24 protein-coding genes are annotated in these 23,511 nt (G+C 61.7%); 14 read left to right on the top strand and 10 right to left on the bottom strand.

The genetic code is table 11. From position 1 onward, the window contains the following. The first annotated feature begins 2 nt into the window (after positions 1-2). From RG2_RS19905 to RG2_RS19870, 8 genes are read left to right on the top strand one after another with little or no spacing between them, the layout of a single operon-like run. Positions 3-1,253 carry an MCE family protein gene (locus RG2_RS19905; protein WP_033234516.1) on the top strand — a complete coding sequence of 417 codons (1,251 nt, stop codon included), beginning with the start codon at positions 3-5 and terminating at the stop codon, positions 1,251-1,253. Beyond that, positions 1,250-2,293, top strand: a complete 1,044-nt coding sequence (locus tag RG2_RS19900) for an MCE family protein (RefSeq protein WP_033234517.1) — start codon at positions 1,250-1,252, stop codon at positions 2,291-2,293. The genes RG2_RS19905 and RG2_RS19900 overlap by 4 nt, the downstream gene beginning before the upstream one ends. Continuing rightward, a complete protein-coding gene (locus tag RG2_RS19895) occupies positions 2,293-3,348 on the top strand; it encodes an MCE family protein (RefSeq protein WP_033234615.1) in 1,056 nt (351 codons plus the stop codon). Before RG2_RS19900 ends, RG2_RS19895 begins: the two co-directional genes overlap by 1 nt. Beyond that, on the top strand, positions 3,345-4,442 hold the full coding sequence (locus RG2_RS19890; RefSeq protein ID WP_033234518.1) for an MCE family protein: 1,098 nt from the start codon (positions 3,345-3,347) through the stop codon (positions 4,440-4,442). Before RG2_RS19895 ends, RG2_RS19890 begins: the two co-directional genes overlap by 4 nt. Further along, positions 4,442-5,509 carry an MCE family protein gene (locus RG2_RS19885; RefSeq protein WP_033234519.1) on the top strand — a complete coding sequence of 356 codons (1,068 nt, stop codon included), beginning with the start codon at positions 4,442-4,444 and terminating at the stop codon, positions 5,507-5,509. Before RG2_RS19890 ends, RG2_RS19885 begins: the two co-directional genes overlap by 1 nt. Continuing rightward, positions 5,506-6,726 (top strand): MlaD family protein, encoded by a 1,221-nt coding sequence (locus tag RG2_RS19880; RefSeq protein WP_033234520.1) that lies wholly within the window; start codon positions 5,506-5,508, stop codon positions 6,724-6,726. Before RG2_RS19885 ends, RG2_RS19880 begins: the two co-directional genes overlap by 4 nt. Next, entirely contained in the window at positions 6,713-7,270 is a 558-nt protein-coding gene (locus RG2_RS19875; RefSeq protein ID WP_033234521.1) for an Rv1363c family protein, read from the top strand. Before RG2_RS19880 ends, RG2_RS19875 begins: the two co-directional genes overlap by 14 nt. Before the next feature lie 8 nt (positions 7,271-7,278). Then, entirely contained in the window at positions 7,279-8,184 is a 906-nt protein-coding gene (locus RG2_RS19870; RefSeq protein ID WP_033234522.1) for an oxygenase MpaB family protein, read from the top strand. Between the two features lie 16 nt (positions 8,185-8,200). Here the strand turns inward: RG2_RS19870 and RG2_RS19865 are convergent, their stop codons facing one another. Further along, a complete protein-coding gene (locus RG2_RS19865; protein WP_051730520.1) occupies positions 8,201-8,983 on the bottom strand; it encodes an oxygenase MpaB family protein in 783 nt (260 codons plus the stop codon). 147 nt (positions 8,984-9,130) lie between these two features. On the opposite strand from RG2_RS19865, the gene RG2_RS19860 reads away from it, so the two are divergent. Beyond that, on the top strand, positions 9,131-9,751 hold the full coding sequence (locus tag RG2_RS19860; RefSeq protein WP_051730503.1) for a TetR/AcrR family transcriptional regulator: 621 nt from the start codon (positions 9,131-9,133) through the stop codon (positions 9,749-9,751). Positions 9,752-9,767: 16 nt separating this feature from the next. Here RG2_RS19860 and RG2_RS19855 read toward each other — a convergent pair whose 3' ends face one another. Together RG2_RS19855 and RG2_RS19850 are read right to left on the bottom strand one after the other, a co-directional pair. After that, positions 9,768-10,460 (bottom strand): GntR family transcriptional regulator, encoded by a 693-nt coding sequence (locus tag RG2_RS19855; RefSeq protein ID WP_033234523.1) that lies wholly within the window; start codon positions 10,458-10,460, stop codon positions 9,768-9,770. A gap of 9 nt (positions 10,461-10,469) precedes the next feature. Continuing rightward, a complete protein-coding gene (locus tag RG2_RS19850; protein ID WP_033234524.1) occupies positions 10,470-11,612 on the bottom strand; it encodes an acyl-CoA dehydrogenase family protein in 1,143 nt (380 codons plus the stop codon). A 127-nt stretch (positions 11,613-11,739) separates the two neighbouring features. Between RG2_RS19850 and RG2_RS19845 the strand changes: the two genes are divergently transcribed. After that, positions 11,740-13,248 carry an aldehyde dehydrogenase family protein gene (locus tag RG2_RS19845; protein ID WP_033234525.1) on the top strand — a complete coding sequence of 503 codons (1,509 nt, stop codon included), beginning with the start codon at positions 11,740-11,742 and terminating at the stop codon, positions 13,246-13,248. Between the two features lie 29 nt (positions 13,249-13,277). Here RG2_RS19845 and RG2_RS19840 read toward each other — a convergent pair whose 3' ends face one another. From RG2_RS19840 to mca, 3 genes are read right to left on the bottom strand one after another with little or no spacing between them, the layout of a single operon-like run. Continuing rightward, positions 13,278-15,287: a thioredoxin domain-containing protein gene (locus RG2_RS19840; RefSeq protein WP_033234526.1), complete on the bottom strand. Its 2,010-nt coding sequence runs from the start codon at positions 15,285-15,287 to the stop codon at positions 13,278-13,280. Positions 15,288-15,306: 19 nt separating this feature from the next. Continuing rightward, a complete protein-coding gene (locus RG2_RS19835; protein WP_033234527.1) occupies positions 15,307-15,621 on the bottom strand; it encodes a hypothetical protein in 315 nt (104 codons plus the stop codon). 2 nt (positions 15,622-15,623) lie between these two features. After that, the gene (mca, locus tag RG2_RS19830; RefSeq protein WP_033234618.1) at positions 15,624-16,496 is read right to left on the bottom strand and encodes a mycothiol conjugate amidase Mca; all 873 of its coding nucleotides are present in this window, start codon (positions 16,494-16,496) and stop codon (positions 15,624-15,626) included. Positions 16,497-16,680: 184 nt separating this feature from the next. On the opposite strand from mca, the gene RG2_RS19825 reads away from it, so the two are divergent. Both RG2_RS19825 and greA read left to right on the top strand, forming a co-directional pair. Beyond that, positions 16,681-17,106, top strand: coding sequence for a DUF4307 domain-containing protein (locus tag RG2_RS19825; protein ID WP_033234528.1), 426 nt, complete (start codon positions 16,681-16,683; stop codon positions 17,104-17,106). Positions 17,107-17,373: 267 nt separating this feature from the next. Then, on the top strand, positions 17,374-17,868 hold the full coding sequence (gene greA / locus RG2_RS19820; protein WP_033234619.1) for a transcription elongation factor GreA: 495 nt from the start codon (positions 17,374-17,376) through the stop codon (positions 17,866-17,868). 61 nt (positions 17,869-17,929) lie between these two features. On the opposite strand, the gene RG2_RS19815 is transcribed toward greA, so the two are convergent. Next, positions 17,930-18,997 carry a C40 family peptidase gene (locus RG2_RS19815; RefSeq protein WP_051730504.1) on the bottom strand — a complete coding sequence of 356 codons (1,068 nt, stop codon included), beginning with the start codon at positions 18,995-18,997 and terminating at the stop codon, positions 17,930-17,932. 195 nt (positions 18,998-19,192) lie between these two features. Here RG2_RS19815 and RG2_RS19810 point away from each other — a divergent pair, with 195 nt between their 5' ends. Together RG2_RS19810 and RG2_RS19805 are read left to right on the top strand one after the other, a co-directional pair. Beyond that, positions 19,193-19,441 carry a hypothetical protein gene (locus tag RG2_RS19810; protein ID WP_045069867.1) on the top strand — a complete coding sequence of 83 codons (249 nt, stop codon included), beginning with the start codon at positions 19,193-19,195 and terminating at the stop codon, positions 19,439-19,441. Then, positions 19,438-20,235, top strand: coding sequence for an FAD:protein FMN transferase (locus RG2_RS19805; protein WP_033234529.1), 798 nt, complete (start codon positions 19,438-19,440; stop codon positions 20,233-20,235). The genes RG2_RS19810 and RG2_RS19805 overlap by 4 nt, the downstream gene beginning before the upstream one ends. Positions 20,236-20,288: 53 nt before the next feature. On the opposite strand, the gene RG2_RS19800 is transcribed toward RG2_RS19805, so the two are convergent. Genes RG2_RS19800 through RG2_RS19790 form a run of 3 tightly spaced genes read right to left on the bottom strand, consistent with a single transcriptional unit; the run spans position 20,289 to position 23,486 of the window. Beyond that, positions 20,289-21,461: a cystathionine gamma-synthase gene (locus RG2_RS19800; protein ID WP_033234530.1), complete on the bottom strand. Its 1,173-nt coding sequence runs from the start codon at positions 21,459-21,461 to the stop codon at positions 20,289-20,291. Between the two features lie 44 nt (positions 21,462-21,505). Next, complete coding sequence (locus RG2_RS19795; protein ID WP_033234531.1) at positions 21,506-22,060, bottom strand: hypothetical protein; 555 nt, start codon at positions 22,058-22,060, stop codon at positions 21,506-21,508. A gap of 40 nt (positions 22,061-22,100) precedes the next feature. Further along, positions 22,101-23,486, bottom strand: coding sequence for a cystathionine beta-synthase (locus RG2_RS19790; RefSeq protein ID WP_033234532.1), 1,386 nt, complete (start codon positions 23,484-23,486; stop codon positions 22,101-22,103). Between the last annotated feature and the right edge of the window lie 25 nt (positions 23,487-23,511).

Below are 23,511 nucleotides of genomic sequence, written 5' to 3'. Positions count from 1 at the left end.
CCGTGGACAGACTTACTACGCGCACCAAGATGGCCTACGCACTGCGCGGCGCGGTGGCTATAGCGGTAGCCGTCGTCGCCGCCGTCGCCATGGTGTTGCGCGGCTCGGGCAATCTCGAACGCAGCACCGATGTGTACGTCGCGGTTCCTGCCGACGCCGGGTTGATCAGTGGCGAGGCCCCGGTTCGATACCACGGGGTCAATATCGGCCGCATCGGCGACATCGATTCGGGTACTACAGAATCGGTGGTGCAGCTGCAGATCGATACCGGTGAAGCGTCGAAGATCCCGGCAGACGTCGTGGCACGGGTAGTACCCCGGACATTTTTCGGCGACATCTACATGCAGCTTGTCGACAATCCGAATGCCCAGAGTCAGACAACGCTGTCGCAGGGCGACACCATCCCCATGGACACCGGTCCCGAAGCCGTCGCACTCTACGACGTGTACACCGAACTGGTGTCGGTACTCACCGCGATGCGCCCCGAGAAAATGCACACCGCTCTGACCGCGCTGGGTCAGGCCTTGGACGGGAACGGCGCCGAAATCGGTGCCACTATCGACAATCTCAGCGCCGCCTCGGCAGTGCTGACACCGGCGGCACACCAATTCCTCGATTCGACACCGGAATTCACGTCGGTTGTCGACGCATTGGACCGCGCAACTCCCGACATACTCGACACCCTTGCAGCGGCCACGTCAGTCTCCAACAGCATGGTCGCCAACCAGGAAAACCTCGAGAGGTCGATGAGTGCGGCCGCGGTCTTCGCCGCGACGCTCGACAACTTTGTCGCCGAGAACACCGGCAACATCATCACCGTCATCGACTCCACCGGAAAGATACTCGCAACAACAGCAGCCAACCCCGAAGGCCTACGCTCCACTCTGGCCAATGCCGGCGCTTTCGGCGCCGCCGGTGCGCGGGTATTCTCCACCGGAAAATTCAACATCACAGCAGTTCCCACGTTTGCCGATCCGCTTCCGTACACAGGCGAGGATTGCCCTCAGTACGTGGATGAGCGCGGCGCGCAGTGTTCGGGTACCAATCTGAGTTCGGGCACCACTCTGATTCCGGTTACCGGTGGCGCTGACGAAGCCTCAGCGCTTCTCTTTCTCGAGGATCAGCTGCTCGGCAACCCGCCACTCGACAACACGCCACTCGACAACACGGCCGGCGATGCCACCGCTCCCAACCCCGCAACAACTCTCATGTTGGGGCCGTTGGTCCGGGGAAACGAGGTGAGTATTCCGTGAAAATTCGGACCGCTCAGGTAGTTCGCTTGTCACTGTTCTGTATCACCGGGCTCGCGTGCGCGTCGTTCGTGGCAAACACGCTGTCGGTACCGGTTCGTGGGGACACCGCTTCCTATTCGTTCGAGTTCACGGACGTGGAGGGCTTGAATCCCGGTAATCCGGTGACCATGTCGGGTGTCCGGATCGGCAGGGTGGACTCGGTCGCGTTTGCCGACAACGGTGGTGGCACAAGCAAAGCGATCGTCGACGTGGAGATCGAATCGCAGTATTCTCTCGCGTCCGACGTTCGGGCTACCGTCCGCTACGGCGACATGTTGGGCGCCCGCTACCTCGCACTGACTCACAATGACGATGCGCACTCGGGACCAGCATCGGTGTCAGCGAGAACGCTGGAACCTGGTGGGACTGTTCCGCTGACGCAGACAACGCCCCCGATCAACCTGACCGCGTTGATGAACGGCTTCAAACCACTGTTTGCCGCATTACAACCCGAGCAGGTCAACACACTCACTCGGAGTTTTGTCGAAACGTTCAACGGGCAAGGTGGCGCGATCTCCGCGCTTCTCGACCAGATCGCCGTCATGACATCAGGTCTCGTCGACCGCCAAGATGTTTTTGCGCAACTGTTGACGAACATGAACACACTCCTCACCTCCGTCGACGATCGCCAACCCGAAATGGTCAGCCTCCTTGACGGTTTGAACGGTCTCAGTACCTCGGTTGTCGAACAGAACGACCAACTTGCCACACTTCTGGATCAGGGAAACCGCACCGTCTCGTCGTTGGCTCAGCTGATGACCGGATCGAACGGATCTTTCGGCACGACGGTTGCACAACTCGAAAATGTTACCGCCGGTTGGATTGCGAGCACCGACGAATTCAATCGACTTGTCGCGAACCTCCCCCAGTTTGCCGATGCCGCAAACAGGATCGGCAGCTACGGAAGTTTCATCAATCTTTATCTGTGCAATTTCACACTGAAGGCAGGGGACGTGGAAGCCAATATCTTCGGCGCAACACATTCGCCGGTGTGCTCATGATGTTTCTGGTCAAGCTGATCGACGTTTTTGTCGGCATCATGCTCTTTCTGTTCAAAGGGGACCGTCGCCAGAGCGGCAGCGGAACGGCTTTGGCGTTGGGCAGCCTCGGGATCTTTGTTCTGGTGGTCGGACTGGCTGCCGCGCTGGGTATTCCGAAACTCTGGTACAACGTTCGAACGTCGGCATACACAGCTGAATTTGCCAATGCCAGTGGACTTTCCGACACCGACCCGGTGTACGTAGCCGGAGTTCCCGCCGGACGGGTGGATTCCATCGAACTTGCCGGAGACCACGTGATCGTCAGCTTCCGCCTGGACAAGGATCAACCGTTGGGCAACCAGAGCACCGCCACCGTCCGACTCAAGACCGTCCTGGGTAAGCGTTACCTCGAAGTGGTGCCTGCCGGTGTTGTGGACGACAACGACGGACGCGTCATCCCGCTCTCGCGAACAACGGTGCCGTACAGCCTCGACGACGTCAGCGCCGACGCAACCCACGCGGCAACCGGCGTAGATCTGCAAGCGATGGAGTCGATGATGGACACTCTCTCGCAGGTGATTCCGACCGACTCCGATCAGGTCGGCCGAGCGCTGGCCGGAATCAGTGGTGCCTCCGCAGCCTTCGCACAGAACGGCGAGCAGATCGACCAAATCCTGACGATGTCGCGAGAGCTGTCGGACATGGCTGTGGCGCAGACTGATTCGATAGTGAACACGGCCGCAAACGCTCAGACCATCGTGCGCACACTTGCCATGCGCAAGGACGCCCTCACTCAACTCGTCGACAACCTGACGATCATCATCTCGAAGCTTTCCACTACGTTCACCGCGCACGAGGGCGAATTCGGAGCACTGACAGACAACCTGGTCGCCGTCACCACAACGCTGAAGAACAATGCTGATCAGATCGACCTGCTGATGACACGTCTTCCGTCTGCACTGCGCTCGGTCACCGACGCCACCGGCACGGGCGACTGGACCGACGTCAATGCACCGGCAGCCGTGATCCCGGATAATCTGCTCTGCGCGCTCGGCATCATGGAGGGCTGCAAGTGAATCCACGAAAAGCTGTCACTGCCCTGCTCGTCGTGACCCTCGCGATCGCGCTGCCAGGCTGGTACATCTTCGGACGAACCGATCAGTCGACGACCGTCTACGCCGATTTCAGTTACGTCGGGGGGATCTACGAGGGAAGCAAGGTCACAGTTCTCGGTGTCGGCGTCGGGACAGTCACGTCGGTCGAGCCCCGCGGAACATCGGTTCGGGTGGCGATGTCCATGCCGACCTCCGTGGAACTTCCGGCAGATGCGTCGGCGTATGTTCTCAATCCTTCGGTGATCAGTGATCGCCACATCGAACTCGGACCGGCGTACACCGGCGGAGACACTTTGGAAGACGGCGATCAGATTCCCGTCGAACGCGCACATTCCCCAATCGATTTCGACGGTTTGATGGGAAGCGTCAGCACCTTGGCCGAAGCATTTGCCGGCGACGGCGGCAATCTCGGGGATCTTGTCAGTCGCGGTGCGGCCGGGTGGGCGGGCCAGGGCGATCAATTCAACACCGCAATCCGAAACCTCAGTACGGCAACGGGAGTAGTCGGTGCTCGGTCCGAAGACATCGGCGCACTCGTCGACAACCTCAGCACCTTGATGGCCGCTCTCGACGCCCGGCAGGTCAGTCTCGACGAACTGGTCGGCGACTTGGGCCAATTGGGTGATCAGTGGTCGAGCCAGAACATGGACATCTCCCAACCACTTCAGGATTTACAGGTAGTGTTCGATCAGCTGGAGCGCTTCATGACCACTCACGGCGACGACGTCGGTGCCATCGCCGGCAACGTTGCGGTCCTCGGCGACGTACTGGCGGCAAAACAACCGGGTCTCGCCGAATTCATGGACCTTGTGCCGTTGATGATGGCAAACCTGTCCGGCACCATCGGCCCCGATCAGCGTGGACGTATTCGACTCAATGTCTCGACAGCACTGACGCAATTTGCTGTGGCGCAACCGTTGTGCGAGACGTACAAGCTGCCGATCTGCACCGGCGCCGGCTTCACCAACCCCATTTCCTTCCCGCTCAGTGAGTCCGATCCGCTCGGAATCGCGTCTGCGGTATCCGGCGGCGTGGCCTCGGGAGGTGGCAACTGATGCGGCAGTCTGTTCGGATAGTCACCGCAGTCGCGGCAGTAGGTGTTGGTTGCGCGGTGGTCTTTGCGTTCGGCGGTTGCAGCGCCGGTATCCAGGATCTTCCGTTGGGCCGCTCGGCAGACGGTGATGCGTACACCGTGGCAGTGCAGTTGGCGGGCGCTGACGGTCTTGTTCTGGGAGCCGACGTCCGCAGTGGTCAGAAGGTGATCGGACGGGTATCCGCACTGTCCGCAGACGTGGTCGGAGCCCGGGTGAGTCTGAGTCTGGACACTGCGACTCAGTTGCCGGACAATGTCGAAGCATCCGTCGAACTTCCCTCAGCGCTGGGTAATCCGTTCATTCGACTACTTCTGCCGGAAGTACCATCGAGTTCGGTGTTGAGCGACGGTGACACCATTCCGGAGTCCCGCACCGAGATCGGCCCGCAGGTGGAAAGTGCACTCGCGACACTCGGGACAGTTCTCACCGGGAGCGGCATCGACCAACTCGATACCGTCGTGAGAGAACTCAACACTGCGTTCTCCGGCCGGTCCGGTGAGGTGCGCTCCCTGACCGATACTCTCACCTCCCTCATGGCGGAAGCCAGTAGTCATCAGGACGAGTTCAACGAGGCCGTCGATCTCGCCGCTCGGGTCTCCTCGCAGCTTGCCGGGCAACGCGAGATCATCGACAACTATTTGGATTCCGTCCCTCAGGTGGTGTCGATTCTTGTCGGTCAGAAGGATCAGATTTCCAGCCTGTTGAACTCGACGGTTCAACTCGCCGTCAACGCGAACACGATTCTGGACTCCTCTCCGGGCGGGCTCGACAGCATGCTCCAGGATGCGTCGACCGTTGTCGGGACTCTCGATTCGTTCAACTCCGAGATGGGCCAGACACTGGCAAATATGAACGGAATGCTCGAAAGTTTCACCTATGCGGTGCGCGGCGACTACCTGATGTTCGACGGCGCCCTCGACATTCCCGGCACGATCGACAAACTCTGGACCGGTGGGATGGCCGGCGGCGCAGCAGCTATTGCGGCGCCCGGAACTCTGACCGATCTTCTGCAGGGAGGCCGACGATGAAACGTCTTGCGCTCGTGCAACTTGTCTTGTTTGCGCTCACCGCTGCCGTCGTCATTCCGTTCGGCATCGTCTACGTCGTCGGTCCACAAGGTTTCGGAGATCACATCCGGCTTCACGCCACCATGTCCGACGCTTTCGGCCTGACCGCGGGAACGGTGGTCACGTACCGCGGGGTGCAGGTGGGAAAGGTCAGCGGGGTTGCTCTCGACTCGAGTACCCGTTCCGCTCGCGTAGAGCTCTCGCTCAACGAAAACGCCGAGATACCCGCCGACAGTGTTGCCAAAGTGACGATGGGAACTGCCGCCGGAATTCAGAACGTGGACATCTATCCCAACACCGATCAGGGACCTTACCTTCAGGACGGCGACGAGATCGCGATGCCGGCGGATCAACAGCCGGTTCAGATGAGCCAGTTGATGCTTCAGGCGTCGGATGTGCTCGAGGGTCTCGATCCGCAGGCGATCAGCGACATCGGAACCGAATTGGGAAACTCGTTCAACGGACTCGGCCCAAGTCTGTCCACGATGATCGAGAACGGTGGGACGCTGTCCGCACAGTTGAACGATCAGTCCGCGGAACTCGCGGCGCTGCTCTCACGCACCTCGACCTTGGTTGATTCCATGGCAACACAATCGGATTCGTTTGTCCGCGGGATGTCGGCTGCCAAGAACTTCACCGAGCAACTCGATTCCAACGCGCCGGTGCTGATCTACCTCACCGATCATTCACCGGCAGCGTTGAGCAGTGCACAACAGTTGTTCGACCAGTACCACAACACTTTTGGAGCCGTGTTGGCCAATCTCGTGACAGTTGCTCCGATCATCTCCGACCGCACGGATGCCCTGGAAACGGGATTGGTCACGATCCCTCGAGGCCTCGCGGATCTGGCTTCGATCGTGAAGGGTGATCGCGCCGATTTTGCGCTGGTCGCCACACAAGGACCGGTATGCAACTACGACACTCCCAGGCGCGAAGTCGGTGATCTCTCCCCCACCAGCCCGAACCTCGCGATGTACTGCCCACCGGCCGATGATCTGGTCCAACGCGGAGCGCGGAATGCTCCGCGACCGAACGATCTCGGATTGCAGAATGCCACCATCCCCGGCACGCCGATCGGCCCGCCGGTTGTCGATGATCCCATTCTCATTCCGACCGGCGTAGACGCACTGAACTATTGGAGATCGATGTTGGAAGGACTGGGAAATGGCACCCGCTGAAAGCACACTGATGGACAAGACCGAGCAGGAATCGGGTGACCAGCCGGACCGTCCGTCGTTACTGCGACGCCTGAAGACGCCGCGCACCGCCCTGACTGCCGTATTGGCTCTGGCACTGGTCGCAGCAGTGGCGGCGTGGGGATTTCAGATGTATTCGGAAAGCCAGGACAACACTCTGCGCCAGGAAGCTCTCGACACTGCCCGCGAATACTCGGTCATCATGTCTTCCTTCGATTACCAGGATCTGGACGCGAACAAGGACTCGATTGCCTCCATGTCGACCGACGAGTTTGCCGGCACTTACCGAACCATGGTCGATTCGCTGCGCGATGTCGTCGCCGGCGGGCAGGGGCAGGCAACCGCTACGGCGGCACACGTAGGTATCGAGTCCATGGACAGTTCATCGGCAACAGTTCTGGTGTTCGTCGATCAGGAAGCCAAAAATGTTGCTGCGCCGCAAGGGAATGCGCAGAAGTATCGGATGGTCATCTCGATGGTCAGATCGAACGACCAGTGGCTCGTCAGCAACGTAGAGACGAAATAGGAGGGTCGATGCCCACTCATTACCTGGATTCCGAACAGACCGAGTCGTCACTTCGAACCGATCAGACGCGAATCACCATCACCGGCCTGCGCCGGCGGTGGGCCAGGAAACCTGCTCACATCACCGATGCGCTCGACTTCTGGTCGTTTGCCGGCGCCGCCGCCAACGTCGTCCTGCAACTCGGCTGGCCGGAAGTGGCGTACGGCGTCATGGAAAGCAAGGTCGAATCAGGCGCTCTGACGGCACATCCGTGGAAACGCGCGCGGACCACCACGCAATATCTGACTGTCGCGATTCTGGGTAACGAGGAAGAGCGTCTGGCGTACCGCGAAGCAGTCAACTCGGTGCACCGGCACGTACGGTCAGATGCAAACAGCCCGGTCAAGTACAACGCCTTCAACCGTGAACTCCAATTATGGGTCGCGGCTTGCCTGTTCATCGGATTCGAAGACAGTCACCAGTTGCTGCACGGTGTGATGTCCGAAGAACAGGCGGAGTCGTTCTACCAATCCGCCTCTACTCTGGGAACCACTCTGCAGGTCACCGAAGAGATGTGGCCGGCCACGCGCGCGGATTTCGAACGTTACTGGAACGTCGGCTGTGAACGTGTGATCATCGACGAACGCACCAGCCGGTATCTGAACGATCTGATCGACTTACGCATGATTGCCTGGCCACTGCGCCTGGTGTTTCGAAACCTGCTGCGATTTCTGACAATCGGGTTTCTTCCCCCGATCTACCGTGACCAACTCGGACTCGAGTGGACCGAGGACGACCGTCGACGCTTCGAACATCTCTTCATCTTCGTGTCCTTCGTCAACAGATTCATACCTCGATCGATCCGGCAGGCAGGCAACACCATTCAGATGCGCGACCTCCGTCGCCGGATCAAACGAAGCAAGAACCTCGTCTGAACTGTGGACTGTCCCGTCAGACCAACGGAATCCCCTTGGCAATTCGACGACGCAGATCCCACAGGTAAAAGTTGTACGGGAACATGCGAATGACCTTCGGGGTAACTCGATTGACTGCCGCCGCGACGCGCATCGATCGGTCGAATCCGCGCTGCCTCCGTTCGGACCACGGGAGGCGCATTTCGTCCCGGAAGGATTGCGGCAGGAATCCCGTCGTGAGAAAGCGATTGAGCGGGCCGACCAAGGGATGCAACAGCTTCGGGGTGAAAGTAGCCGATGCGATCCCGTACAGGTGCTCACGGATCGTGTCGTCGATGCTGACCTTGTTCAGGTTCTCGTTCCAGTAGACCTCGAACGCATCTCGGTCCACCGGCCACATGTCGCGGCGCATCTGGAGGGTGGTGCCAAAACTTGAACTACGCTGATAGAAGGCGTCCTGGGTTGCGGGGTCGAGATCTCCGTACAGTGCCTTGTAGACGTCCTCGAAGCCGCGGTACAGGCAGGCAGCAACCCACAACTGGAGTTCGGGGTCGAACGCGTTGTACTCGACGGCACTGTTCTCGTCCGAACGGACATACTTGTGTGCTCCGTTGACTGCGCGCCGGTACTGCTTCTTCTCGTCCTCGGTGGCGAGGCTTGCCACCGCCAGGTAGGTCAGCGTTGTGCGAGTGCGCTTGACCGGATGACGGTCCAACCTGCCGGTCTCGACCTTGCTCTCGTACACGCCGTAACCCACCGCGGGGCGCGCAAGTTGCATGATCACGTTTGCGCCGGCGGCCAACAGTCCCAACCCGGACATCGCCTTCTCGACCTCAGCATCGATGTCGATCGAATCTCTACTCACCGTCACGGCATTAACCCCTTCGAGTCGGATATCTGCGAACGCGTGTTCTCAGATGAGTGAAGCGCTGAAACCTCACGATGTCAATAGCTTCGAGATGCCAAGATGGTCTACATGAATGACCAACCGCGTTTGTACGGTGGCGTCGACGGCGCCCTCCGCGTCGCTGCGCGCCGCGAGACGCTGATCGAAGCCGGGCTCGAACTGATGGGATCAGCCGAACCCGAACTGACGGTGCGTGGGGTGTGCAAACAGGCTGGTGTAGCTGCCCGGTACTTCTACGAGAGCTTCACCGACCGCGACGCCCTGATCTCCGCGGTGTACGACACGGTCATCACGGATATCGCCGTCTCCACCCAGGCAGCAGTGGACGCGGCCGACGCCGAACGAGACAAGGCAGTGGCGGCCATAGCCAACATCGTCCGCACCGTTGCCCGCGACCCAAGGCGCGGGCGACTACTCTTCTCGAGCGCGCTCACAAGCCCGCTCCTCGTCGAGAAACGCCGGGCGTCGACCACGATATTCATCGGTCTCCTCGCCGCCAACGCCAAGAGCTTCTACCGACTCGGCGACAGCGGCCAGCTGACGCTGACGGCAACCTTCCTGGTCGGCGGCCTCGCTCAAACGCTGAGCGCATGGCTCGACGGATACATCGACGTCACCGAAGAAGAACTAGTCGCCGAATGTGCGGCGATCCTGCTCGCTCCCGCAATGCCGCCGTCCTGAGGGCCCTACTCGAAGCTCAGTCCCAGAGGCCGATGTTGTCGAGGTGGGCGAGCAGACGAGCGGCACCGTCGGAGAACTGAACTCGCATCTGCGCGTCCACTTGCTCGAGGTCTCGTTTCTCGAACGCCTCGATCAACTTGTCGTGGCTCGACACCGCAAGCTCACCCCAGCCCGCGTCGGTCGCGTACAGCCGCGCCGGGGTGTAGCGGATTGCACCGAACAGGAACCACGCCAACTTTGCCCCGCCCGCAGCAAGATTGATCAGGCGGTGAAATTGGAATTCGCACTGCTCGATCGCAGCAGCATCCGACGCGTCGACCGCTGCCCGTAAATCGGCATTGAGCTCGACCAACTCTGCAAGCTGGTCAGCGGTGATCTTGTCAGCGGCCCGCAACGCCAATTTGACTGCAATCTGTCCCTGCAACCAGAAGATGTCTTCGATGTCCTGGCGACTGAGCGGCGATACCAGATAGCCGCGGTGGGGAACCAACTCGACCATCCCCTCGCCGCGCAACGCGACCAGAGCCTCCCGAACTGGCGTGACGCTGACCCCGAGGTCGGCTGCGGTTTCGTCGAGGCGAACGAACTCGCCCGGACGAACCTCCCCGGACATGATGAGGTTGCGAACATGGTTCGCCACATCCTCGGACAGCTGTGGCCGTCTCCTCAGCTCAGACGTCACCCTCCGAGTGCGTGCAGACGTTGCCACAACCGATCCTCACAGTCCGTACGTTTTGCCGATGATGTCTCGCTGAATCTCGTTGGTACCACCATAAATGGAAGACACCAGAGTCTTTCGCACATGATGCTCCATGTCGAATTCCGTGGCGTAACCGTACCCGCCCATCATCTGCATGCCCTCGAGCGCAACCTTCTTGGCGGTTTCGGTGAGCTTCAGTTTTGCCATCGACGCCTCGCGCGGGAACATCTTCGTCGGATTGGCGTCGACCATCCTGGCGACGCTGTAGACCAGCAGTCGGCCGCATTCGATCTCCGTAGCCAGATCCGCGACGCGGTGCCGAAGCGCCTGGAACGAACCGACAGGACGCCCGAATTGCTTACGGGTGGTGATGAATTCGAGAGTGTCGTCGAAAGCCCGCTGCGCCGTTCCGAGCATCATCGCCGCCAGGATGAGCCGTTCGATATTGAGCCCCGCCATGAGTTGACGCCAGCCGTTGCCGACCTCGCCGACCACAGCGTCGTCAGGCAGCAGGACGTCGGTGAAGTAGAGGTCGTTGACCTCCTTGCCGCCCATCGTGTCGATTCCGCTGATCTTCAGGCCGGAAATATCTGCCGGAACGTGGAACATCGTCAGGCCCTCGTGCTTGCCCTCACCTCTCGACGTACGGGCAACCAACAGGATGTTCTCGGCGAAGTGCGCATTGGAGCACCACGTCTTCTGTCCGTTGATCAGCCATCCACCGTCGACCTTCTCGGCACGGCAACTCAAGTTACCGACGTCCGAGCCCGCCTCGGGTTCCGACATCGAGATCGACTGCGACGCCCCTCGAACGATGCCGCCGAGTACCGCTTCCTTCTGCGCCGGACTGCCGAACTTCTCGTACGCCGCCCCCGTGATGACCGTTGGGCCGAGTCCGCCGATCGGCGCCATCCCCTTGGCCGCTTCCTCGAGGAAGATGCACAGGTCAACCGTGCTGCCGGCCGATCCGCCGTACTCCTCCGGCACAGTCAGTCCAAGCCATCCCAGTTCCGCCATTTTCTCGTAGTACGCCTGATTGTGGTTGTGCGCTCCGTGATCGGTCAGCAGGTCTCGCTGCTCGCGCGTACCGCTTTCCTTCTTGCAGAACGCGGCCACCGACTTGGCAAAATCAGACTGCTCCTGCGTGAAATCCATGTGCATCGAAAACTCCCGGGTGAGAAATGGCTGGAGGCTTGTCGGAGCTCCGTCCGACGCATACTGTGACTACCAGCACAGTAAATCACATCACATATATGTGATGCGTCGACTCCTGGAGGATCTGAGAAATATGACCGAACAGCTCGGCCGACACAGCACGTCCACAGATCCGACGTCAGGCGATCCCACCTTCGCGAGCCTCGACCCTCGCGATGACACCGTGATCGCGCAGTACCCCGTCGCCGATCAGCAGGCGGTCGACAAGGCCGTGGCCGCAGCACACACCGCAGCGGCGTGGTGGGATCAACTCGGTTTTGCAGGGCGAAAGAAAGTCCTAGGTGACTTCCGGGCTGCCATTGCCTCCCACGCGGATTCGATGGCGTCGATCATCTCCACGGAAACCGGAAAGCCGAGCGACGACGCGCTACTCGAAGTGATGTTGGCAGTCGAACATCTCGACTGGGCCGCCCGCAACGCACAGAAGGTGTTGCGCCGCAGACGCGTCGGTGCAGGCTTGATCAGCGCCAACCAATCTGCCTCCGTCGGCTATCGGCCGATGGGCGTCGTCGGTGTAATCGGTCCGTGGAACTATCCGCTGTACACACCGATGGGGTCGATCGGGTACGCACTGGCCGCCGGCAACGCCGTCGTCTTCAAGCCAAGCGAACTCTCACCAGGCGTCGGTGTCGAACTGGCCCGCCTGTGGAACCTCGCAGCACCCGGACATCCTGTCCTCCAAACGATTACCGGCGACGGCAAGACCGGCGCACTGCTGTGTTCGTCCGGGGTGAACAAGATTGCGTTCACCGGCTCGACGGCCACCGCAAAACGCGTCATGGCTGCCTGCGCCGATACCCTGACTCCCCTGGTTGCCGAGTGCGGCGGCAAGGACGCCATGCTGGTGGATTCCGACGCCAACCTTGATGCCGCCGTAGCCTTCGCGGCATTCGGTGCGGTCGGCAACGCCGGACAAACCTGCGCCGGTGTCGAGCGCATCTACGTCGCCGCCCCGGTCTACGACGCCTTCCTGTCGAAACTCACTGCGGCGCTGCGCGATGCCCACGCCGGTTCGACCTACGGCCCCATGACGCTGGGCAAGCAGACGGCGATCGTGCGAGGTCAGATCGAAGACGCGCTCGGCCGAGGAGCCAAAGCTGTTCTCGGCGGCCTCGAGTCCTTCCGCGGCCCGTTCATCGACCCGATCGTCCTGACCGACGTACCGGAAGATTCCACCGCGGTCACCGAGGAAACGTTCGGACCGAGCGTCGTGGTGAACAAGGTTGCCGACATGAACGAAGGCATCGAGCGCGCCAACGCGTCGAAGTACGGATTGGGCGCGTCGGTGTTCACGAAGAGCACATCGAAGGGGCGGGCAATTGCCGAGAAACTCGAATGTGGTGTGGTCACCGTCAATTCGGTTCTCGGATTTGCCGGAATCGCCGCCCTCCCGTTCGGCGGTGTCGGTGATTCCGGATTCGGCCGCATCCACGGGGCAGACGGACTGCGCGAGTTCAGCAGCGTCAAATCGATGGCAGTTCAGAAGTTCAGCGCACCACTGGATCTACTGACCATCGAGCGGAAGGCGCGCGACATGAAGATCTCGCGCTGGATGTTGGCAAAGCGGCACGCCAAGTCCTGACCAGGTTACTGCGCCAGCGAGCGACCCGCTCAGTGCGCCAGCGCAAGCGCCAAGCCTGCTTCGTCTGTGACCGGGCGGTCACAGACGAAGCCTCGGCAGACGTAGGCCGCTTGAGCGCCGTCGACCAGAGGCCGATCTGCCAGCAGCGGTGAGGAATCCGGCTCACCTGCGACGATCACGGCGCCGCCGGGGGCGAGGCGACGGGCCGCGTCCAGCAGATCACCGTCACCCACAACAGCTACCTGGATCGGCCCGCGCAGCGATGCTTCCGCCACCGCGAGCCAATGCCCGGCCGAGCGCGGAGCACGCTCGAGCGGCAACGTTGCGCGTGCAAGTGAGTCGGATACGGCTTGGGCATAGAGGGAGGCACGCTCGGGTTCGGTGAGCGCAGCCGCCGTCAACAGCGCCTCCGTGACAGTTGACGCTCCCGACGGTGTTGCGCCGTCCATCGGATCGCGGGGTCGGGTCACCAAGCTTTCGGCAAAATCTGCTGTGTCGAACCAACTTCCGGGCTCGGCTGGGTCGGCAAAATGATCGAGAGTGAGGTCGAGCAACTGCCGGGCGGTGTCGAGCCACTCCGATTCCCCGGTTGCCTGGTACAGCGCGAGGAGTCCGGTGGCCAGGGCCGCGTAGTCCTCGAGGACCCCGGCGGGCTCACCGACAACGCCACCGAGAGATGCGCGGCGCAATCTGCCGTCAACGAGATGCAGGCCGAGAAGGGTGTGCGCGCACACCCGTGCAGCGTCAATCCATTCGGGTCGATTCAGTGCAAGCCCGGCTTCCGTCAAGGCGGTGATGCTGAGCCCGTTCCATGCGGTCACGACTTTGTCGTCTCGGCCCGGCTGCGGACGGTCTTTTCGCACTGCGCGCAGTGCGTCGGAAACCTTCTGCCAGCGCGACCAATCGTCGGGATCGCTGAGCAACTGCAACACCGATGCACCATCTTCGAAGGTTCCGTCGTCGGTGACGCGGAACAACTCTGCCGCCCACCGTCCGTCGTCCTCGCCGAGCGCATCGATCAGCTGGCTGGGCGTCCACACATAGGTCGATCCTTCGACGCCGTTGGTGTCCGCGTCCAGAGCCGAAGCGAAGCAGCCGTTTTCGGTTCGCAGATCGCCGAGAATAAATCCTGCGGTTTCCTCAGTGATGCGGGCTGCCAACTCGGAACCCGTCCGACGTGCCCAGTGCGCGTAGAACCGGAGCAGCAACGCATTGTCGTAGAGCATCTTCTCGAAATGCGGAACCACCCACTCCGCGTCGACGGAGTAACGGGAGAAACCGCCGCCCAACTGGTCGTAGATGCCACCGCGCGCCATGGCTTCACCAGTGCGCTGCAGTCCACCGAGAATATTGTTCGAACCGGTCCGCTCGAACTGCCGCAGCAGTCCTTCGAGCAACGCGGACGGCGGAAACTTCGGGGCGCCGCCGAAACCGCCGCGGGGCAGGTCCTCATCCGCCAATACTGCTTGGCCCGCTGCGTCGAGGAGCGCGGCATCGATCGGCGCACCGCTGTACGGGATTCCACCCGACGCGCGCGCCAACTCCGTCACGATCGACGACGCAGCATCGTCGACCTCGCCGCGACGGTTGGCAAATGTCTCGGCAATCGCTTCGAGAAGCTGTATGAACGAAGGCATTCCACCACGCGGCGCCGGCGGGTAGTACGTGCCGCAGTAGAACGGCGAACCGTCAGGAGTCAGGAAACACGTCATCGGCCAGCCACCCTGACCGGTCATCGCGACCGTGGCATTCATGTAGACGGCGTCGATGTCAGGCCGCTCTTCGCGGTCCACCTTCACACAGACGAAGTTGTCGTTCATGACCGCCGCAATGTCGCCGTTCTCGAACGATTCGTGGGCCATCACGTGGCACCAGTGGCACGCCGAGTATCCGATCGACAACAGAATCGGCACGTTACGTTCGTGTGCCCACTCCATGGCCTCCGGCCCCCACTGCTGCCAGTGGACCGGATTGTCGGCGTGCTGACGAAGGTAGGGACTGGTGGACCCACCCAGATTGTTCTTCATCCGTGGGTCCATGTGCCCTACCTCGCTCGCGTCAGGAATCGTGCTTGGGAGTCTTCTCGGCTGATGCGTCGCCGGCATCCGTTTCCGGCGTGGCGATCGCACCACGATCCGTTCCTTCATCCAACTGCTGATCGGCTTCCGGGTGTTCGGGTTCGAAAGTTTCCGGCAACTTCTTGAGCTGACGGTTCATCGACACGACCAACAGGATCACACCGATGAACAATGCCAAGACGACAACCAGTCCGACCGGCGACGACTTGCCGAACTCAGGGCCCGAGGGGTTACTCGGGCTCTGTGCAAGCAATTGTGTTGTGCCGATTACCAACTCGGCGGATAGTGCATTCACTTTCAGACGTCCTCTTCAAGACCTGCGAACAGGTCGGTTTCCGGGATGGACGTAGAAACCCGCGTCTTCGCGAGTTCGAATTCTTCTGTGGGCCAGATCTTCTGCTGAATATCGAGCGGCACCGCAAAGAACGAACCATTGGGGTCGATCTGCGTCGCATGCGCACGCAAAGCGTCGTCGCGCTGGGGGAAGTAATCGCCGCAGGCGATCTGGGTGGTGACCCGGACCATCATGTCACCGCGCTCGGTCTTCCACTTCTTGAGCCAATCCGCCATGGGGAACGGCTCGCCGCGGCGCTCGTACTCCTCCTGGAAGAGTTCGAGACGCTTACGGATGAAGCCGTGCGAGTAATAGACCTTCTTGATCTCCCACGGTTCGCCGTCCTCGGGATGATACTCCGGGTCGGCAGCCGCTTCGTACGCAGCCATCGACACCTCGTGGCACCGAATGTGGTCGGGGTGCGGGTATCCACCGTTCTCGTCGTACGTCGTGATGACGTGCGGACGGAATTCGCGGAACACCTTGACGAGTGCGCGCGTCGATTCCTCGAGCGGCACCAGCGCAAAGCAGCCCTCCGGAAGCGGCGGCAACGGATCACCCTCGGGCAGGCCCGAGTCGACGAAGCCCAGCCAGCGGTGCTTGACGCCCAGAATCCGCGCAGCTTCCGCCATTTCTTCCTGGCGCACCTCGCTGATGCGGTCGCGGACGCCGGGGACATCCATGGCCGGGTTGAGAATGTCGCCACGTTCACCCCCGGTGAGCGTCAGGACCATCACTTCATGGCCTTCGGCTGCATAACGGGCGGTGGTGGCCGCACCCTTGCTCGACTCGTCGTCGGGATGGGCATGGACGGCCATGAGCCGGAATCCGCTCACGTGTTCGTTCACCTCAACTTCACCTGTAGCCGTTACCGGCGTCTGCTCCGAACTCTTGCCGTCAAACCTACCGGCAGCGCCAGTGGGCGCGTCCTCTATAGTTCCACCCGAGAGTTCCTGATGCAGCCATGACCCCAGTCCGCGGTTGCGTAGAACACGAACTCGAGTCTTCGAGAGCAGAGTGATGAGTAATACGCTTCCCCAAGATCGGTACCCGAGCGCGACTCGCACGGGCGGTTCCAAGAAGTGGATCGTGTGGGCTCTGACCGCCCTCGTCATCGTTGTGGGCACCGGTATCGCCTACGTCGGATACACCAAATTCTCGGTGAAAGAGATCACGACCGAGACGATCTCGTACGACATCGCCGACGACTCGACCATGAAGATCCGGTTCACCGTCACGCGTGACGATCCGAGCCAGGAAGCTGTGTGCATCGTTCGCGCCCGCTCCAAGGGCGGATCCGAAACCGGTCGACGCGAGGTTTACGTTCCGGCTACGACGTACCAGACCTTGGAGTTCAACACCGAGATCAAAACGTCCCTCCCACCAGGCATGGCCGACGTCTTCGGATGCAGCCTCGACGTCCCGGAGTATCTGACCAAAAACTGACTGCGCCTACTACCCGCCCTGCCCGACGTTTGAGTTCCGACAGGGCGGGTAGTCCTGCGTGATAGAATTGCTTGGTACACGGTTCCGGGTGGAACCGTGTATTGCTGCATTGACGGCCAGGTTGGCGTCGAGCGCAGCGCTGACGGCAAGATCACGCCTAGCCCAGGCGCGTTCGAGCCGTTGTTTATTGCTGTTGCAGTGAGTTCAGTGCTGTCGCAGTGATCTGTCGAGGGAGCCCCCGGCTCCGACTACTAGGGAGTGATCGAGATGACCGAGACCCAGGTGACCTGGCTTACGCAGGAATCACATGACAGGCTCAAGAAGGAACTCGACCAGCTCATCGCGTACCGCCCCATCATCGCCGCCGAGATCAACGAGCGTCGCGAAGAGGGCGATCTGAAGGAGAACGGCGGCTACCACGCTGCACGCGAAGATCAGGGGCAGCAGGAAGCTCGTATCCGCCAGCTTCAGGATCTGCTCAACAGCGCAAAGGTCGGCGAAGCACCCACTCAGTCCGGTGTTGCACTCCCGGGTTCGGTAGTGAAGGTGTACTACGACGGCGACGAGAGCGACACCGAGACCTTCCTGATCGCAACCCGCGAAGAGGGCGCGCGTGACGCCAAGCTCGAGGTGTACTCCCCCAACTCTCCGCTGGGTAGCGCACTTCTCGAGGCCAAGGAAGGCGAGACTCGCGAGTACAACCTGCCTAACGGCGGCACCATGAAGGTCACCCTCGTTAGCGCGGAGCCGTACCACAGCTGATCGGTTACACACGAAACAAACGTCGCCCGGACATACTCGTCCGGGCGACGTTTTTTCTTGCCTAGATCACTCGTCGCGCCTTCATACCGGCGAAGATCGGACCGACTTTCACTACGTCACCGAAGGTCGGCGCGTGCAGCATCTGCCCGTTTCCGACGTAGATCGCGACGTGTCCGGGGCCGCCTGCCTGCCAGTTTCCGAACAGCAGATCACCTGGTTGCGCTTGATCGAGGGGAATCTCGACGCCAACACCCCATTGGGTTTCCGACGTGCGTGGCAAAGTGATCCCGGTTGCGGCGTGGATGGCGTACGACGTCAGTCCCGAGCAGTCGAACCCGCCCATCGACGGACCGTTGATGTTTCCTCCGCCCCACACGTACGGCAGTCCGAGGAATTTCAGTCCGGCTTGGACTACACCGCCTACCGCGGCCGCAAGATTGTTGTAATTGAACGGCGCAAGCATCAGGGCAAAGGAATCCTGCAAGGACGTGACCTGCGCGACGAAGGGTGCCGCAGTCTGATCCTGCGGAACGCCGTGCGCTGCCCGCACTGCCTCGGGCCCGACGTCGTAGGCTGCCAGCGCCAGTTCGACGGTATCGCCCTGGACCTCCCCTGATTGCTGCCACGACTGGGCCTGCTTCACCAGTTCACACAGTCGGTAGCCGGACGTCATCACGGGGTCTGCGACACCGAAGATGTCCATCTTGCCGTCGCCGTCGCCGTCCTTGCCGTACGCCGTCCACGCTGCTGTGGTGAATCGGCCAGGTCCGCGCCCACCCTCGTCCGACACTTCTGCGCCGGGGCCGTATTGAAAGCCGCTACGAGTCGAATACAGCGACGCCACCACAGCCGGCGTGATCTCCGAGCAGATTGCGCCCGCTTTCTTGACCCACGGCGCGAATACCGCGACCGCGCCAACCGGTGCCAGAGCAGCCCCGGGAAAATTGGACGGCACCGAAGGCACAAGCCCTTCCGGATTCTCTTGTGCTCGCACCGGCCCGCCCAATGCCGCGAGTGAGATTTCCGCGGCGGGAGCTGCATTCGCCTCGGCGGGCGTCCCCAGTGTTGCTCCTATCACCCCCAGTGCAGTACCGATCGACACAGTGATCGCCAGGACACTCACTGCCATCAAAAACCTCCGGTAACTGATCGATCCACGAGCCTGTCGAACCTGTCGGTGGCACCGCCTAGGGTTTCGAACATGCATTCGATACCCCCGGTGGCGCACCAACCTGTAACCAATGTCTCATTTATCACGTCAGACGTTACCCAAATGACCACATACCCCAAGGCTTTTCTCAGGTTCGGCGGGCAGTCTGTGGACATGAGCGACGATCGGACACGGCCCACTCGGGCTCGCACCTCGGCATACCGACCCGTTCACCTCGCGCTTGCTGCGACGGCTGTTGCGGGCGCCATCGCAAGTGGTGGCTTATCCCTCGTATCCAACCCCACCGACAGTTCCACCACGACGGCCATCTCCACCGACACCACCTCGAAGCATGCGGCCGCATCACGGCTGGTCGTAGCCAGCGGGTTCGGAGTTCCGGACGCCGTCTCCAACGGTTCGTGAACGCACCACGCGCCGCAACCGAATGGCTCACCTGGGGCGTCCAGGCACGCGTAGTCGTCACCGATCCCGGTGCCCTCGCCTCCGCCGCCAGTCTCGTGCGGGGTTATCTGAGCGCTGCCGACGCGGCCACCAATCGCGATCGCGCAGACTCCGAGATCCGCACATTCGGATCCGGGCCGGCTCTCGAGGTCGACGGCGCCCCCATAACGCCGATGTTTGCGCATTTCCTCACGGACGCACTCGCGATCGCGCGCCTCACCGACGGCAAACTCACCCCAACGGCAGGCTCGCGAGATCCACACTCCTGGTGGAAGATCCGCGTCGAGAGCAACCGGGTGTTCAGCCCGGCCGACGTTGTCCTCGATCTATCCGCCACTGCGCGCGCCAGTTCGGCTGACCATTGCGCCGCAACCACAGCCGAACTTCTCGGCTGCGGGGTTCTCGTTGCCTTGGGCGGAGACATAGCCGTGGCCGGACCGTCGCCGGAAGGCGGCTGGCAGATTCAGGTTCAAGATCTCCCGGGTGACCCCACGTGTCAGGTTGCCGTTCCTTCCGGGTGCGGCATCGCGACGGCCAGCACCGTCAAGCCGCTTGCCCGGGAATCGACGGCAACATCGATGTGGCGCACGGTATCGGTGATAGCCGAATCCTGTGCGGAGGCAGCAGCACTGAGCCGGGTAGCCGTGGGAATGAGCGGCTCCGCCATCGATTGGCTGCACAAGCTGGATCGCCCGGCCCGCCTGGTCGATCAGGAGTTCCGGGTCACCACCCTGGCGGGGTGGCCGGACGACTGACACTGTGCGCCTTTGTCAACCGCCCGCGGTTGACAAAGGCGCACAGCACAGAGTTACGCCAGCGCCTGCTCGATATCGCCGACCAGGTCGGAGGCATCTTCGATACCAACCGACAGACGGACCAGGTCGTCGGGAACCTCGAGCGCCGAACCGGCGGTCGACGCGTGGGTCATGGCGCCGGGGAACTCGATGAGCGATTCGACGCCGCCGAGAGATTCTGCGAGCGTGAAGATTTCGGTGCGTGAGCACAGTTCGAGCGCGGCAGCTTTGCCACCCTTGAGGCGCACCGAGATCATGCCGCCGAATCGCCGCATCTGCTTGGCCGCAACCTTGTGCGACGGATGCGAGGCGAGACCCGGGTAGATGACGCTCGCGACGGCGGGGTGCCCGTCGAGCAGTTCGACAACCTTTTCGGCGTTGTCGCTGTGACGCTCCATCCGCAATGCCAGTGTCTTGATGCCGCGTAGCGTGAGGAAGGCGTCGAACGGACCGGGAACGCCGCCGGAACCGTTCTGCAGGAACGCGAAAGCGTGGTCGAGCTCTTCGTCGTCGCAGACCAGTGCGCCACCGACCACATCGGAGTGTCCACCGATGTACTTGGTAGTGGAATGCAGAGCGATGTCGGCGCCCAACTGCAGGGGCTGCTGCAAGTAGGGCGAGGCAAAGGTGTTGTCCACCACGATCTTTGCATTGCCCTCGTGCGCAACCTCGGCCAGGAGTTCGATGTCACCGATGTTGAGCAGTGGGTTCGTGGGTGTTTCCACCCACACCAGCTTGGTGTTGGGTCGCATCGCTGCGCGTACCGCGTCGACGTCCGAGACCGGAGCCGGGGTGTACTCGATGCCCCACTGCGTGAAGACCTTGTCGATGAGTCGGAAGGTTCCGCCGTAAGCGTCGTCTGGGATGACGAGGTGGTCACCCGGGCGCAGAACGGATCGGAGGAGGCAGTCAGTGGCAGCCATGCCCGAGCTGAAAGCCCGACCGTAGCTACCTGATTCGAGTGCCGCCAGGTTCGCTTCGAGCGGTCGACGAGTGGGATTGCCCGTGCGCGCGTACTCGAACCCACTGCGCATCCCACCCACACCGTCTTGCGCGAAGGTGGAACTCGCGTAGATCGGAACGTTGACGGCACCGGTCAGCGGATCGGGCTCGTAGCCCGCGTGTACCGCTTTCGTGGAGAAACCCTGCCAGCTGATGTTGTCGGCCTTGCTGCGTTGCTCGCTCATGCCCACCAGACTAGTAGCCACCTCGCCGATGCAGGGCGGCTGTGTCAGTTCTCGACCAACTCCACGACTCTGATTGCCGCATCCAACGCGGCGGTCTCGGCGAGGTCGGGGCTGTACATCACCATGGTCATGTGTTCGGGAGAGAGAACAGTGATCGTCAGACCACCTTTGGCAACCGCACCCAAACTTCTCAGTCGCGGGTCCTGCAGGTCGTATCCACTTTTTGCCATCGTGTCGCGCGTACTCTGCGAGTTGGTCATCGTAAAGGACGTGATGGCGATGGACCTGCCGCCGTCCATCCAGATGCACCCGTTCGGCATGTCGTTGGGGGCGCCGTACGGTTCGACGATGTCACGGACTGCCGGCATGAGGGTCGAGCATTTCACCGAGCCTGAGAAGGCCGGAGCGAGCGATGCCGTCGGCTTGACCGTCGTCGGCGCCGTTTCGGTGGTAGTCGACTTCCCAGACGGGGCGCTAGTCGACACCGCTACCTTTGCCCCCGATGCTGCTTGCGGAGTGCCGGCAACCGTCGAACTACACGCCGTTGTCACCAGCACTGCCGCAAGAACACCGATATATCCGACGAGTTTGTCCCCCATGGGCGCTGACCCTACCTTCCGGGGGACAAACTCGGATGTCTCAGGATCCGGCGCTGAGGAATCCCAAAAGGTCGTGGCGGGTGATGACACCGACGGGCTTACCGTCGTCGACGACCATGAGGGCGTCAGTATCGCCGAGTGCCTTGGTCGCGGCCGAGACCGGCTCGCCCGATCCGATGAGCGGGAACGGCGCACTCATGTGCTTTTCGACCGAATCGGCAAGTTGCGCACGGCCTTCGAAGACTGCGCTGAGCAGATCACGTTCGGTGACACTGCCGGCCACCTCACCTGCCATGACGGGCGGTTCGGCACCAACCACCGGCATCTGTGACACACCGTATTCACGCAGGATCTCGATGGCGTCACGCAAGGTTTCCGACGGGTGCGTGTGCACGAGATCGGGCAGTTCGCCCGACTTTCCGCGCAGCACGTCGCCCACGGTGGGGACGTTTGCCTTGCCGTCGAGCGGAGTCCGCAGGAAACCGTACGACGCCATCCACTGATCGTTGAAGATCTTGGACAGGTAGCCGCGGCCACCGTCGGGAAGGAGTACGACAACAAGTGCGTCGGGGCCTTCGCGCTTGGCGACCTCGAGTGCCGCGACGACAGCCATGCCGCACGATCCACCGACCAGCAGGCCTTCTTCACGGGCCAGACGACGCGTCATCTCGAAGGAGTCCGCATCCGACACGGCGATGATCTCGTCCGGAATGGACGGATCGTAAGCCGTGGGCCAGAAATCTTCGCCGACACCTTCGACCAGGTACGGACGACCCGTGCCGCCGGAGTAGACGGAACCTTCGGGGTCGACGCCGACAACCTTGACCTTGCCGCCCGACACCTCCTTGAGGTAGCGGCCGGTGCCGGTGATGGTTCCACCGGTGCCGACGCCGGCGACGAAGTGCGTGATCTTGCCGTCGGTGTCTGCCCAGATCTCGGGGCCGGTGGTCTCGTAGTGGCTTGCCGGTCCGCCTGGGTTGGAGTACTGGTTGGGCTTCCAGGCACCCGGGATCTCACGGGTGAGCCGATCGGAGACGCTGTAGTAACTGTTGGGGTGCTCGGGTGCGACGGCTGTGGGGCAGACGACTACCTCGGCTCCGTAAGCACGCAGAACGTTTCGCTTGTCTTCGCTGACCTTGTCGGGGCAGACGAACACGCACTTGTATCCGCGTTTCTGAGCGACGAGCGCCAAACCGATTCCGGTGTTGCCTGACGTCGGTTCGACGATGGTGCCGCCCGGCTTCAATTCTCCGGAGGCCTCCGCCGCGTCGATCATCTTGACGGCGATACGGTCCTTGGAGCTACCGCCCGGGTTGAGGTATTCGACCTTGGCTGCCACAGTGCCGTAGTTCTCGCCCGTGACGGACGTGAGTTTGACGAGTGGGGTGTTGCCGATGAGGTCTACGACGTGTTCCGCGATGCGCATCGCTCCATGTTCCCAGATCCGGCGA

The organism is Rhodococcus globerulus NBRC 14531 (genome assembly GCF_001894805.1).
Taxonomy (GTDB): Bacteria; Actinomycetota; Actinomycetes; order Mycobacteriales; family Mycobacteriaceae; genus Rhodococcus_F; species Rhodococcus_F globerula.
Note: the sequence above shows the minus strand (reverse complement) of the source record. Positions and strands in the feature narration are given on the sequence as shown.